This window comes from Uliginosibacterium sp. H1, from assembly GCF_036017065.1.
Lineage (GTDB): Bacteria > Pseudomonadota > Gammaproteobacteria > Burkholderiales > Rhodocyclaceae > Uliginosibacterium.
The window spans coordinates 833528-847513 of the sequence record NZ_JAYXHR010000002.1 but is presented as its reverse complement, the minus strand read 5'-3'; the positions used below and the strand labels follow the sequence as shown (position 1 = coordinate 847513).

Genomic DNA, 13986 nt, shown 5'->3' with positions numbered 1-13986 from the left:
TTCGCGTCCGTCCATGAGGTGTCTGGCGAGCGCGGTTGTCTGCACGGGTTTGCGTTGAATGCGTTGGGGCTCTTGCTGCTATTTCTTCAGGCTGGCGATGTAGGCGCGCCAGCCGCCGAATTCCGAGATGTCCTGCGCACCCTGCAGGGCGATGGGCTCGCACCAGAAGCCCTGCACGGTGCTGCCATCGGCCAGCACCACGTTGCCGATGCCCATCGGCGGCGGGATGCGCGACACGAAGTCGCCATAGGCGGCACGACTCATCGCCCACACCTCCACGGCGATGCCGGTGCCGCCGTCCGCGACACGCACGAGCCCCGGTTTGGGCGGCGTGGTGTTGGGCAAGGCGTACAGGCGGTAGTGGGGCGCGGTGTGGGTGGCGCACACGAAGCGGGCGGCGCGTTCGGTCAGCTCGCGGTTCAGCGGCATGCCGCTGAGGTGGGCGCCGACCACCACGACGTGCACTTCGTCGGCCTGCGCCGGCCAGTCGAAGCGCGTGGTCGGTGCGACCGGTGCGTGCCCGGTGGCGCCGCCGGTGAGGCCGGAGGCGCGATGCAGGCGCTCGCCCAGCGCCGCCAGCGCGGCGTCGCTCCAGGCGGGGCCGAACAGCGTGATGCCCACCGGCAGGCCGTCCGGCTTGAAGCCGGTGGGAATGGCGATGCAGGCCATGTCCAGCAGGTTGGCGAAGTTGGTGTAGTGGCCGTGCTGGCTGTTGCGCGCCACCGGATCGGCCTTCACGGCGGCATGCGTGTTGTGCGTCGGCGAAGTCGGCAGGGCCAGCACGTCGGCAGCCTCGAAGATCCCGATCGCCTGCTTGCGCAGCGCTTCCAGCCGGCTGCGCGCCGCCCACGCGTCCTGCGCGCTGAACTGCTTGCCCTTGGCGACGACGGCCGCGACCGTCGGGTCCATGGCCCCGGGGTTGTTTGCCAGCATGTCGCCCGCCGCCTCCAGCCGCTCGGCAACGGGGGCGCCCTCGTAGAGCATCAGCGCGGCTTCGCGCAGTGGTGCGAAATCGAACTCGACGATGTCTCCGAACTCGGCCAGCGCCAGGATTGCCTTGTCATAGGCGGCGGCAGACTGCGCATCGCCGTAGAACTCACGCTGGTCCGCGCGCAGTACGCCGATACGCGGACGCGCCGGCAGACCTGCCGGTTCCGGCGCGCGCGACCAAGGGTCGGCGGCATCCACGCCACCGGCGACACTGAGCACCTGCCAGCACTCGGTGGATGACAGGGCCAGCACCGACACGCAGTCGATGGAACGACAGGCCGGCACCACGCCGGTGGTGGGCAGCCAGCCCTTGGTGGGCTTGTGGCCGACGATGTTGTTGAACATCGCCGGCACGCGGCCGGAGCCGGCGGTGTCCGTGCCCAGCGCGAAGCTCACCGAGCCGTTGGCGACCACCACTGCCGAACCGGAACTGGAGCCGCCGGAGACGTGGGCGTCGCTGAACACCGAGCTCGGCGCACCATAGGGCGAACGGGTGCCGACAAGCCCGGTGGCGAACTGGTCGAGATTGGTCTTGCCGATGAGGATCGCACCGGCATCCAGCAGGCGCTGCACGACGGTGGCGGTTGTCTGCGGCGTGTAGGCGAAGGCCGGACAGGCCGCGGTGGTCGGCATGCCCGCGACGTCGATGTTGTCCTTCACCGCGAAAGGGATGCCCCACAGCGGTTTGCCGGCGGAGCCTTCCGCCTGCAGGGCAGCGGCGCGGGCCAGTGCCTGCTCGCGTGGCAGCAGGGCGATCCAGGCGTGGGTTTCGCCCAGCGCCGCAATGCGCGCGTAGACCGCCTCCACCGTCGCCACGGGGGACGACTTCCCCTGCGCATAGGCTTCGCGCAGGCGGTCGATGGCGAGGTCGGGACAGGCGGACTGGGAAACGGCATTCATGGCTGTCGGCGGCTTGTTGTATACAAGATTGCATACGCAAGCGTCGTGCCACGGCATGGGCGCTTGCACGCCCTTAGTCATCTCGTTGATATGACTACGAAAACAACCGTTTTCACGCCTCGCCAGGAGGTGCCGGATGTGCCCGCCCGTGGTGCAGGCAACCCAGCCACGGACTTCCCCGATGCATCTTGGTGCAATGTCAGCGGTCCATCCGCATACGTACGGCAGCCCCGCGGCGCAGCGACCGGGGAGCCCTCCCGATTCCGCTTCGGACGTCGATTCTCAGTAGTCGTACGGAGACTGAAACCGCCCGCGATGCGCTAGGGTCAGAGCAAGGTCGCGCGACCGTGCGACGCCCCCCGCGTGATGCCTCACGCCCATAACCCCAGGAGAGACCCGATGAATCACCGCGCCGAATTCGACAGCCTGCTCCCGCCCATCACCTTCGACCGTCGCAGCTTCATTGCCAGCATGGTGGCCGGCGGCTTTGCGCTGGCCACCCACCCGGTGGTCGCGCAGACGACGATCACCACCGACAGCGAAGGGCTGGACACCGGCATCGTCGAGATCGAGTCCGACGGCTTCAAGCTGCCCGCCTACTTCGCGCGCCCGAAGACCGGCGAGAACTTCCCGGTGGTGCTGGTGATCCAGGAGATCTTCGGCGTGCACGCCTACATCCAGGACGTCTGTCGTCGCCTGGCCAAGCAGGGTTACCTGGCTGTCGCGCCGGCGCTGCACGCACGCCAGGGCGACGCCTCGCAGATCGCCAACGTGCAGCAGATCCTCAGCGAGATCGTCTCCAAGGTGAGCGACACGCAAGTGCTGCGCGACCTCGACCACACGCTGGCCTGGGCCGGCAAGAACAAGGGCAACACGCAGCGCGCCGCCATCACCGGCTTCTGCTGGGGCGGCCGCATCACCTGGCTGTACGCCGCCCACAACCCGAACCTGAAGGCTGGCGTCGCGTGGTACGGCAACTTCATGGGCAACCCCTCGGCCAACCAGCCCAAGCGCGTCGTCGACGTGCTGCCGGAGCTGAAGGTGCCGGTGCTGGGCCTGTACGGCGAGGCCGACAGCGGCATCCCCATGAAGGACGTGGAGGCCGCCCGTGAGGTGCTGAAGACCGCCGGCAACACGAAATCGGAGATCGTCACCTACAAGGAAGCGCCGCACGCCTTCCACGCCGACTACCGCCCCAGCTATCGCAAGGAGCCGGCGGACGACGGCTGGAAGCGTCTGCTGGCGTGGTTGAAGGCGAACGGCGTCTGATCGCTCCAGCAAAAAAAGCCCGTCAGCTGACGGGCTTTTTTTGCATCGATCAATCGGGATTGCGAAGCACCTCACGCCATTCGAGAAGCATGTGCGCTATCTCGGCGCAGCGCCCCGCGGGCGATCGAACCCCCATCCGGTCGTCAGCTACTTCCTCGAGATGACGCGCAATGTCCTCGGCCGCCGCACCGGCCTTGACGAGCCCATACACGGTGGGAAGGTAGCCGTAGTACTCGTTGCGAGCCTGTGGGATGCCGGCAATGCCGGCGGGATCCCATATGTAATGCAGCACCTCATCAACACGGCGATAGAGCTCCATTTCCCAACCCGTCAGCTCGGTGCCCATCTGCTCGCTACCAGTCGATGCTGCGCCCCGAAAAATCGATGAAGCGCCCGTTGTCGCCGTGACCCAGACCGGCCAGCGTGCCGCGGATCTGCTCCACCGCATCGGTCACCGTCAGCGGCGCCTCGGTGCCGCCCATGTCGGTGCGCACCCAGCCGGGGTGCATGGTGACGATGGTGGCACCCTGCGGGCCGAACTCGTTGGCGGCCGCCTTGGCGATGATGTTGAGCGCGGCCTTGGAGGCGCGGTAGGCCAGCGCACCGCTGCCGGTAGTTTCGCTGATCGAGCCCATCTTCGAGGTCAGCGTGACGATCATGCCGCGCGCCGCGACGACGCAGGGCGCGAACGCCTGGATGACGCGAGCATGGCCCAGCACATTGGTGTGCATCACGCGGTCAAACTCTTCATCACCGGGCGCGAGGAAGGACTCGGTGTCGGCGCCGTACACGCCACCGCAGCAGATCAGCAGGTCCAGCGGTGCTTCGTCCAGTTCCCAGGCCAGCGCGCCGATGGAGGTGGCGGAGGTCAGGTCCAGCTTCAGCACCGTGACGCTGGGCGGCAGCCACTTGTGCGCCTCTTCCGGGTCGCGGCAGGCAGCCAGCACCTCCCAACCGTCGGCGGCGTACTGCACCGCCAGTTCTAGGCCGAGGCCGCGACTGGCGCCCGCGATCAAGACTGCCTTGCCCGTGTTGCCTGTGGTGGCCATGGTTTTTCCCGTCGATGTCTCCTCACCGCATTATGGGCTGCGGCGACACGGGCGACCACGCGTACGGAGGTGCGGCGCGCCTGCTCGGCGCTTCCGGCGATGCCTCGGTCGATGTCTGGGTCGATCCCTCAGTCGACCCGCAAGCCGCTGGCGGCATCGAACCAGTGCAACGCATCCGCCGGCATGCGGTAGCTCACCAGTTCGCCGAAGGACAGTGCGGCCAGGCCGCCGGCACGCACGATGAACTCCGGGCCGGCCTCGCCCAGGCGGGCGTGGATGAGGGATTCCGCACCCAGCGATTCGACGAGTTGCACCGTCAGCACCAGCCCGTCGTCGGCCGGCAGCAGGTGTTCGGGGCGGATGCCCAGCACCAGCGCGCGGCCTGCGAGATCCACACGCGGCTGGGGCAGCTCGATGAACTCGCCAGCAGTCGAACGGAAGCGCAGGCCGTCCGCCTCCAGCCTACCTTCCACGAGGTTCATCGGTGGCGAGCCGATGAAACCGGCGACGAAGGTCGTGGCCGGGCGCTGGTACACCTCGTGCGGCGTGCCCACCTGCTCCACGCGGCCGGCGTTCATGACGATCATGCGCTGCGCCAGGGTCATCGCCTCCACCTGGTCGTGGGTGACGAACAGGCTGGTGGTGGACAGGCGGCGATGCAGCTTCTGGATCTCCAGGCGCATCTGCACGCGCAGCTTGGCGTCGAGGTTGGACAGCGGCTCGTCGAACAGGAAGGCCTTGGGCGCACGCACCAGCGCGCGGCCCATCGCCACGCGCTGACGCTGTCCGCCGGAGAGCTGGCGCGGGCGGCGTTCCAGCAGGTGGCCAAGTTCCAGCATCGCCGCGGCCTCGTCCACGCGGCGGCGGATCTCGTCCTTCGGCGTGCCGCGGATCTTCAGGCCGTAGGCCATGTTGTCGAACACGCTCATGTGCGGATACAGCGCGTAGTTCTGGAACACCATGGCAATGTCGCGATGCGCGGGCTCGATGTCGTTCACCACGCGGCCGTCGATGGCGATCTCGCCGGCGCTGATCTCCTCCAGCCCCGCCACCATGCGCAGCAGCGTGGACTTGCCGCAGCCGGACGGGCCGACGATGACGATGAACTCGCCGTCGGCGATGCGCACGTCCACACCGTGGATGACTTCGTGCTGGTCGTAGGATTTGCGCACGTTGCGCAGGTCGATGGTGGCCATGGAGTTTTGTGCGTGGGAGTGTTTGCCGTCATTCCCGCGGAAGCGGGAATCCAGTGTCTTTGCTGTCGCTGCAAACGTCGCTGGGTTCCCGCTTCCGCGGGAACGACGAGAACGGAAGTGCTATGGACATCACTTCTCGCTCTCCACCAAGCCCTTCACGAACCAGCGCTGCATCAGCACCACCACCAGCACCGGTGGCAGCAGCGCGAGGATGGTGGTCACCATCACCATGTGCCATTGTGTGTCGGCGTCGGCGAAGGACACCATTTTCCGCAGGGCGATGAGGATGGTGTTCATGTCGTTGCGGTTGGTCATCAGCAGCGGCCACAGGTACTGCGTCCAGCCGTAGATGAAGAGGATGACGAACAGCGCGGCGATGTTGGTCTTCGACAGCGGCAGCAGCACGTCGCGGAAGAAACGCAGCGGCCCGGCACCGTCGATGCGGGCAGCTTCCACCAGTTCGTCGGGGATGGTCAGGAAGAACTGGCGGAACAGGAAGGTCGCGGTGGCCGAGGCCATCAGCGGCAGGGTGAGGCCGGTGTAGGTGTCGATGAGGCCGAGGTCCACCATCACCTGGTAGGTCGGCATGATGCGCACCTCCACCGGCAGCATCAGGGTGATGAAGATCATCCAGAAGAACACCATGCGGCCGGGGAAGCGGAAGAACACCACCGCGTAGGCGGACAGCAGCGAGATGATGATCTTGCCCACCGCGATGGCCAGTGCCACCACCGTGGTGTTGAACAGCAGCGTCCCCAGGTTCACGCCACCGATGCGGTGCAGGCTGCCGGTGAAGGCCTGCACGTAGTTGTCGACGAAGTGCGCGCCGGGCCACAGCGGCAGCGGCGGCGTGAGGATCTCCGCGACGGTGCGCGTGGAGGCCACGAAACTGTAGTAGATGGGAAAGGCCACCACCAGCACGCCGATGATGAGGACGAAGTGCGAGACGAGGTTGGCGACCGGGCGGCGTTCGATCATGGCTGGCGCCTCATGCGTAGTGCACCTTCTTCTCGACGTAGCGGAACTGCACCGCCGTCAGCGCGATGACGATGGCCATCAGGATCACCGACTGCGCAGAGGACGCGCCGAGGTCCAGGCCCACGTAGCCGTCGTTGAACACCTTGTAGACCAGGGTCTCGGTGGCCTTGGCCGGCCCGCCGCCGGTCACCGCGTGGATGACGCCGAAGGTGTCGAAGAAGGCGTAGACGATGTTCACCACCAGTAGGTAGAAACTGACCGGCGACAGCAGCGGGAAGGCGATGGTCCAGAAACGTCGCAGCGGGCCGGCGCCGTCGATGGCAGCGGCCTCGTGCAGCGACTTCGGGATCGCCTGCAGCCCGGCCAGGAAGAAGATGAAGTTGTAGCTGACCTGCTTCCAGGCCGCGGCCACCGTCACCAGCAGGAAGGCCTGTGTGCCGTCGAGCAGCGGGTCCCAGGCCACGCCGGCACGGCGCAGCAGGATGCCGAAGGTGCCCATCGCCGGCGAGAACAGGAACAGCCACAGCATGCCGGCCACCGCCGGTGCCACCGCGTAGGGCCAGATCAGCAGCGTCTGGTAGATGCGCTTGCCGCGCGCGATGCCATCCACCATGACGGCGAACAACAGACCCGCCGCCAGCGCGAGCACCGCAGTGGCCGCACTGAAGGTGGCCGTCACCTGCAGCGAATGCAGGTAGTTGGGGTCGCCCAGCACCCGCGTGAAGTTGTCCAGGCCGACGAAGACGGACGACAGTCCCCAGGGGTCCTCCCGGTACAGCGACTGCCACAGCGCCTGACCCGCGGGCCAGAAGAAGAAGACGAGCGTGATGGCGATCTGCGGCGCGAGCAGCAGGTAGGGAAGAACCTTGTTCGGGAAGGTGGTGCGACGCATGTTGCGAATGGATGAAGGTCGCCACCGCCCCGTCGCTCCTGCGAAGGCAGGAGCCTAGTGACGTTACCCGGCAGATCAGCCGAGGACGATCAACGACACTGGATTCCTGCTCGGTCCCCGAGCTCGTCGAGGGGCAGGAATGACGGATAAGTGAGTTACGCGATAGCTTTTACTGCAGCACCTTAGCCGCCTGCTCCACCGCCGCGTTGGAACGCTCGGCCGCGCGGCTCAGCGCGGTCTTCGCGTCCTGCTTGCCAGCGAGCAGCGCTTCGATTTCCTCGTTCTGGATGTCACGCACGGCCGGCAGGTTCACCAGGCGCACGCCACGCGAGTTGTCGGTCGGGGCCTTGCCGGTCATCTGCTTGATCGGCTGGTCGCGGCCGGGGTTTTTGTCGTAGAAGCCGTCCTTCTTCGTCTGCTCGTAGGCGGCGAAAGTCACCGGCAGGTAGCCGGACACCTGGTGCAGGCGCGCCTGGATCGGGGTCTGCGACAGGAAGGCGAAGAACTTCGCCACGCCCTTGTAGTCGTTGGCCGGCTTGCCGCCGAAGACCCACAGCGAGGCACCGCCCGGCGTGGTGTTCTGCGGTGCGCCGGCGGCGTCCGGGTGGTAGGGCAGCGGGCCGGTGGCGTAGTCGATGCCGCTCTTCACCACGTCGCCGAGGCCGCCTGAGGACTCGGTCATGATGGCGCACTCGCCGGACAGGAACTTGGTCTTGGCTTCCGAGGTACGACCGCCGTACTGGAACACGCCTTCCTTCTGCAGGTCGGCGAGCGATTGCCAGAACTTCACGAACACCGGGCCGTCGATCTTCAGCTTCGGCGTCAGGCTGTTCAGGCCATTGGCATCGGTGGCGTACTGCAGGTTGTTCCAGGCGGCGAAGTTCTCCAGGCCGATCCAGGTCGGCCAGGTCGTCGTCACGCCGCAGGGCCAGCCGGCAGCCTTGATCTTGCGGGCGGCGTCGAAAACCTCGGTCCAGGTCTGCGGCAGCTTGGTGGTGGACAGGCCGGCTTTCTCGAAGGCCTTCTTGTTGTAGTAGGCGATCGGCGAGGAGCTGTTGAAGGGAAAGGACAGCAGCTCGCCCTGGCTGGTGGAGTAGTAGCCGACGATGCCCGGCAGGTAGTCCTTGATCTCGAACTTCTCGCCGCCCTCCTTCATCACCTGCGCCACTGGCTTGATGGCGCCGCGCGCGCCCATCATCACGCCGGTGCCGACGTCGAACACCTGGATGATGTGCGGCGCCTGCTTGGCGCGGAAGGCGGCGATGCCGGCGTTCAGCGTCTCCGGATAGGTGCCCTTGAAGACCGGCACCACCTTGTAGTCCTTCTGGCTGGCGTTGAACTCCTTGGCCAGCGTCTCGACGACCTCGTTATTGGCGCCGGTCATCGCGTGCCACCACTGGATTTCGGTCTGGGCGCTGGCAGCGAAGGGGGCCAGGGTGGCGGCCACGGTCAGTGCGAGGCGGGAGAAGGAGAAGGAAGAAGCCGGGATCATGTCGGGTGTCTCCGTTGCAAAGTCCGACAGACTGACGCGCCCGTGTTGCCAATCCGTGACAGTCCCGGCGAGGCCGGCCCGATTGTTGCAACGCACCAAAAAAGGGCGCAGGATGCGTGGAACATTGGTGCCCCCGGCCACATCGCCCCGCCGGGCGGCACCTGCCGCCGCCCGGCAAAGCCCGCTCCGCCCCATGCGCTTCGCTTCATGAATTCGCCCGACCCGTCCTTCGCGCTCTCTTATCCCCTCGCCGACGCCCTTGCCGCCCCCGCGACGCAGGAGGTGGCTGCCGGCGTGCACTGGCTGCGCTTCACGCTGCCCTGGGCGTTGAACCACATCAACCTGTACCTGCTGGACGACGGCGAAGGCTGCACGCTGATCGATACCGGCCTCGGCGACGAGGCCACGCGCGCACTGTGGGACGCCTTGCTGGCGCGGTGGCCGAAGCCGGTCACCCGCATCGTCGTCACCCACTTCCACCCTGACCACATCGGCAACGCCGCCTGGCTGGCCACACGCTGCCAGGCCCCGGTGGTGATGACCATGGGCGAATTCCTGCTCGCCCACGTGGTGCACGCGCAGCTGGCGGGCTTCGACACGCCGACCATGCAGGCGCACTTCCGCGAGCACGGGCTGGATGACGAACGGGTAGAGGCACAGGGTGCCCGCGGCAACATCTACGCACGCGGGGTGCCGGAGCTGCCGTCGCAGTACCGGCGCATCGTGGAAGGCGAGGTGCTGCGCATCGGCGGCCACGACTGGCAGGTCATCACCGGCACCGGCCATTCGCCGGAACATGCCGCCCTCGCCTGCCCCGCGCAGGGCCTGCTGATCTCCGGCGACATGCTGTTGCCGCGCATCTCCACCAACGTGAACGCCCCGGCCAGCACGCCGGAGGAAGACTCGGTGGGCCGCTTCCTCACTTCCATCCGCAAGTTCTGCAGCCTGCCTGCCGATACCCTGGTGCTGCCCTCGCACGGCCTGCCCTTCCGCGGCATCGCCGCGCGGGTGGCGCAACTGGAGGCCCACCACGCCGAACGGGACGCGCAGTTGCTGGATGTTCTGGAAGTACCCCATACCGCATCGGAATTGCTGCCGGTATTGTTTTCCCGTCCGCTGGACCGACATCAGTTGATGTTCGCGCTGGCCGAGGCCATTGCGCACCTGAACCACCTGGTCGCTACCGGACGGGCACGTCGCTTGCATGACGCAAGGGGCGTCATCTGCTTCCAGGCCGTCCAGCACTGAATCCGAAGAATCCCCGCGCCTCACCTGACCATTTCACCCATCCCCCTACCCATCTACCCCTCAGCAACGAAAACTCAAGGAGCCTTCAATGCCTGCCCCCACCAATGAGCAGCAAAAGCCCGAGTTGCCCGACCCGCAGGAAGTCGCCAGGACTTACGCCGAGGTTGCCCAGCGCGCCTCCAAGCTGATCGCCGAGCACATGCAGCGCCAGGTGCAGAAGGGCCTCAAGCCGCCCACCGACGAGCTGGGCGTGGCGCAGGCGTTCATGGACATGATGTCCAAGCTGCTGACCAACCCCTACCGCCTCGCCCAGGCGCAGATGAACCTGGTGTGGGACTACTTCTCGCTGTGGCAGAACAGCATGCAGCGCTTCATGGGCCTGACGCCGACCCCCATCGCCACGCCGGCCAAGGACGACAAGCGCTTCAAGGACGAAGGCTGGCAGGACCACTTCCTGTTCGACTTCATCAAGCAGAGCTACCTGATCACCGCGCGCCACATCCATGACGTGGTGGGCGGCGTGGACGGCCTGGACCCGGCCACCAAGACCAAGGTGAGCTTCTTCACCCGCCAGTACGTGGACGCGCTGTCGCCGTCCAACTTCGCGCTGACCAACCCGGAGGTCTTCCGCGAGACGGTGAAGAGCCACGGCCAGAACCTGGTGAAGGGTTTCAACAACCTGCTGCGCGACATCGAGGAAGGCGACGGTCAGCTCAAGATCCGCATGACCGACACCACCGCCTTCGAGCTGGGCAAGAACGTCGCCACGACGCCGGGCAAGGTGGTGTTCCAGAACGACCTGATCCAGTTGCTGCAATACACGCCGAGCACCGCCAAGGTGGCCAAGCGCCCGTTGCTGATCGTGCCGCCGTGGATCAACAAGTACTACGTGCTGGACCTGCGCGAGAAGAACTCGCTCATCAAGTGGGCGGTGGACCAGGGCCACACGGTGTTCGTCATCAGCTGGGTGAACCCGGACGCCAAGCTGGCGAAAAAGGGCTTCGACGACTACGTGACCGAGGGCATCCTCGGCGCGGTGGACGCCATCACCGAGCAGACCGGCGTGAAGGAGATCAACGCCGCCGGCTACTGCCTGGGCGGCACCCTGCTTGCCACCACGCTGGGCTACATGACGGCGAAGAAGGACAAGCGCATCGCCAGCGCCACCTTCTTCACCACGCTGATCGACTTCTCGCAGCCGGGCGAACTGGGCGTCTTCATCGACGAAGCCCAGGTCACCAACCTGGAGAAGAAGATGGCCGAGCGCGGCTACCTCGAAGGCAGCGAGATGGCCAACACCTTCAACATGCTGCGCTCCAACGACCTCATCTGGTCGTTCGTGGTGAACAACTACCTGCTGGGCAAGGACCCGTTCCCCTTCGACCTGCTGTACTGGAACAGCGACTCCACGCGCATGCCGGCCAAGATGCACAGCTTCTACCTGCGCAACATGTACATGGCCAACGCGCTGCGCGAACCGGGCGGCGTGGAGATCGCCGGCGTGCCGATCGACCTGTCGAAGGTGAAGGTGCCGGCCTACTTCATCAGCACCGTGGAAGACCACATCGCGCCGTGGAAGACCACCTACCTCGGCGCCCAGGTGGTGGGCGGCCCGGTGCGCTTCGTGCTGGGCGGCTCCGGCCACATCGCCGGCATCGTCAATCCGCCGGCGGCCAACAAGTACGGCTTCTGGACGCGCACCGACGACGCCCTGCCGGACAGCAGCGAGGACTGGCTGGCCGGTGCCGAGCAGCACACCGGCTCCTGGTGGACCGACTGGCAGGCCTGGCTGACCAGCCAGGACGATGCACAGGTCGCCGCCCGCAAGCCGGAGGACGGCAAGCTGCCGGTGCTGGAAGACGCGCCGGGCAGCTTCGTGAAGTTCAGGCTCGGCGCGAAGTAGGCGTCAGCGGCCGCACCGGCGCCGCCGCGTTGCTACGTACGCAGCGCGGCAGGCGAAGGGTCGGTCACGATGAATCACGAGGGGCGCCACGGCGCCCCTCTTCACGTTCGGCCGGATTTGCGGCCGATCAAGAATCCGTGCTCCTGTGCCGGCATTTCACACGCCGTCGCCGAACTGAAATAAAACCGCCCCAGTCCGTCTCTATATTGGCGGCGTGTTTTCCCCAGCCATCAGCGACGTGGACCGCTTGCCCAATCCGCACGCGCAACGCCGCGACATCGCGCGCGTCATCGACACCGAAGCCATCACTCCGCTGTTCCAGCCCATCGTGGACCTGGAGCGGGCCGGCATCCTTGGCTACGAGGGGCTGTCACGCGGCCCGTCCGACTCCTGGCTACACTCGCCGCTGATCCTCTTCGAAGCCGCCGCGCAGTGCGGCCAGCTGGTGGAGCTGGAAACCTGCGCGCTGCGCGTGATCGTGCGCCGCTTCGTCGAACTGGCCCTGCCGGGCCAGCTCTTCCTCAACGTGTCGGTGGACACCCTGGTGGCCAGCCTGCATCGCGAGGAAGTCCTGCGGCGCGAGTTCGCGCGGCTGGACCTGCCGCCGTCGCGCATCGTCATCGAGCTGACCGAGAGCCGCGCCGTGCTGGACCAGGTGGCGCTGCGCCAGGCCATCGACGGCCTGCGCAAGATGGGCTTCGTGATCGCGCTGGACGATCTCGGCGAGGGCTTCGCCAGCCTGCGCCGCTGGTCCGAACTGCGACCGGACTTCGTGAAGATCGACCGCCACTTCATCGATGGCCTGTCGCGCGACCCGATGAAGCAGCAGTTCATCAAGTCCATCCTCGACATCGCCACCAGCAGCGGCTGCAACGTCATCGCGGAGGGGCTCGAAGAGGAAGCCGACCTGCGCGTGCTGCGCCAGCTGGGCATGCCCAACGGCCAGGGCTACCTGTTCTCCAAGCCGCAGCCGGCGCCGCGCACGACGCTGAAGCCGGAGATCGACGTCCTGCTGGGCGGGTACCAGGACAGCACCCGCCTCTACAGCATCAGCGGCCTCAAGACCACCACCGCCAGCCAGCTCGCCAAGCGCAGCCACACCGTGCGGGCAGACTTCAGCTGCGCCCGCGTGCTGCAGATGTTCCGCGCCGATCCGCGACTGTCCTCGCTGCCGGTGCTGGACGACGAGGAGCGGCCGATCGGCATCCTGCGCAGCCTGGACACGATGAGCCGCGCGGCCGACCGCTTCTTCCTGGACCTCTTCGGCAAGCGCTCCTGCACCGAGATCATGGACCGCAGCCCGCTGGTGTTCGACGCCAGCGCCTCCCTGCGCACCATGTCCGACTTGGTGGCCAACATCGACGAGCGCTTCCTGGTGGACGGCTTCATCGTCACCCAGGATGGCGGCTATTTTGGCTCGGGGCGGATCAGCGACCTGATCAAGGCAGTGTCCGACCTGCAGCTCTTCTCGGCGCGCTACGCCAACCCGCTCACGCTGCTGCCCGGCAACGTGCCGATCGACGAGCACATCGACAGCCTGCTGCGCCAGCAGGCGGAGTTCGTGGTGGTGCACTGGGACCTGGGCAGCTTCAAGGCCTACAACGACCTCTATGGCTACCGCGCCGGCGACGAGATCATCCTGTTCAGCGCCCGCGTGCTGGCGCAGGCGGCCGACCCGGACCGCGACTTCCTCGGCCACGTGGGCGGCGACGACTTCGTCATGGTGCTGACCTCGCAGGACTGGGAGGCGCGTATCCAGCGCGCCATCGCCAGCTTCGACAGCGGCGTGCGGGCCTACTTCAGCGACGAGCACCTGGCCGTGGGCGGCTATGTCACCCAGAACCGGCAGGGGCAGGAGATGTTCCACGCGCTGGTGAGCATCGCCGCCGGCGTGGCGCGCGTGCGCCCGCGCGACTTCGACAGCCATCGCATGGTGGCGCGCAGTGCCGCCGAGGCCAAGAAGATCGCCAAGACCCGAGAGGGCAGCAACTATTTCGTCGAGCGTCGCAACGGACGCACCCGCAAGGAAGCCGGCCGGACAGCATGAAGTTGGCGCCCGTGGCGCCGAT

General features: G+C 66.7%; 11 protein-coding genes. 4 read left to right on the top strand and 7 right to left on the bottom strand.

The window, feature by feature from the left end; translation table 11 throughout:
• Window positions 1–78: 78 nt before the first annotated feature.
• A complete protein-coding gene (gene atzF, locus VVD47_RS13485; protein WP_327603995.1) occupies window positions 79–1890 on the bottom strand; it encodes an allophanate hydrolase in 1812 nt (603 codons plus the stop codon).
• 399 nt (window positions 1891–2289) lie between these two features.
• Here atzF and VVD47_RS13480 point away from each other — a divergent pair, with 399 nt between their 5' ends.
• Window positions 2290–3159, top strand: coding sequence for a dienelactone hydrolase family protein (locus VVD47_RS13480; RefSeq protein WP_327603994.1), 870 nt, complete (start codon window positions 2290–2292; stop codon window positions 3157–3159).
• A gap of 49 nt (window positions 3160–3208) precedes the next feature.
• Here the strand turns inward: VVD47_RS13480 and VVD47_RS13475 are convergent, their stop codons facing one another.
• From VVD47_RS13475 to ugpB, 6 genes are all read right to left on the bottom strand, one after another.
• Window positions 3209–3505 carry a hypothetical protein gene (locus VVD47_RS13475; RefSeq protein WP_327603993.1) on the bottom strand — a complete coding sequence of 99 codons (297 nt, stop codon included), beginning with the start codon at window positions 3503–3505 and terminating at the stop codon, window positions 3209–3211.
• 7 nt (window positions 3506–3512) lie between these two features.
• Entirely contained in the window at window positions 3513–4208 is a 696-nt protein-coding gene (locus VVD47_RS13470; RefSeq protein WP_327603992.1) for an SDR family NAD(P)-dependent oxidoreductase, read from the bottom strand.
• 128 nt (window positions 4209–4336) lie between these two features.
• A complete protein-coding gene (locus VVD47_RS13465; RefSeq protein ID WP_327603991.1) occupies window positions 4337–5404 on the bottom strand; it encodes a sn-glycerol-3-phosphate import ATP-binding protein UgpC in 1068 nt (355 codons plus the stop codon).
• Window positions 5405–5533: 129 nt separating this feature from the next.
• Window positions 5534–6382 (bottom strand): sn-glycerol-3-phosphate ABC transporter permease UgpE, encoded by an 849-nt coding sequence (gene ugpE / locus VVD47_RS13460; RefSeq protein ID WP_327603990.1) that lies wholly within the window; start codon window positions 6380–6382, stop codon window positions 5534–5536.
• Window positions 6383–6392: 10 nt separating this feature from the next.
• Window positions 6393–7274 (bottom strand): sn-glycerol-3-phosphate ABC transporter permease UgpA, encoded by an 882-nt coding sequence (gene ugpA / locus VVD47_RS13455; protein ID WP_327603989.1) that lies wholly within the window; start codon window positions 7272–7274, stop codon window positions 6393–6395.
• Between the two features lie 169 nt (window positions 7275–7443).
• The gene (gene ugpB, locus VVD47_RS13450; protein WP_327603988.1) at window positions 7444–8766 is read right to left on the bottom strand and encodes a sn-glycerol-3-phosphate ABC transporter substrate-binding protein UgpB; all 1323 of its coding nucleotides are present in this window, start codon (window positions 8764–8766) and stop codon (window positions 7444–7446) included.
• Window positions 8767–8973: 207 nt separating this feature from the next.
• Here ugpB and VVD47_RS13445 point away from each other — a divergent pair, with 207 nt between their 5' ends.
• From VVD47_RS13445 to VVD47_RS13435, 3 genes are all read left to right on the top strand, one after another.
• Window positions 8974–10014, top strand: coding sequence for an MBL fold metallo-hydrolase (locus VVD47_RS13445; protein ID WP_327603987.1), 1041 nt, complete (start codon window positions 8974–8976; stop codon window positions 10012–10014).
• Between the two features lie 88 nt (window positions 10015–10102).
• Complete coding sequence (locus tag VVD47_RS13440) at window positions 10103–11917, top strand: PHA/PHB synthase family protein (RefSeq protein ID WP_327603986.1); 1815 nt, start codon at window positions 10103–10105, stop codon at window positions 11915–11917.
• Window positions 11918–12164: 247 nt separating this feature from the next.
• Window positions 12165–13964, top strand: a complete 1800-nt coding sequence (locus VVD47_RS13435; RefSeq protein ID WP_327603985.1) for a GGDEF domain-containing protein — start codon at window positions 12165–12167, stop codon at window positions 13962–13964.
• The last annotated feature ends 22 nt before the right edge of the window (window positions 13965–13986 follow it).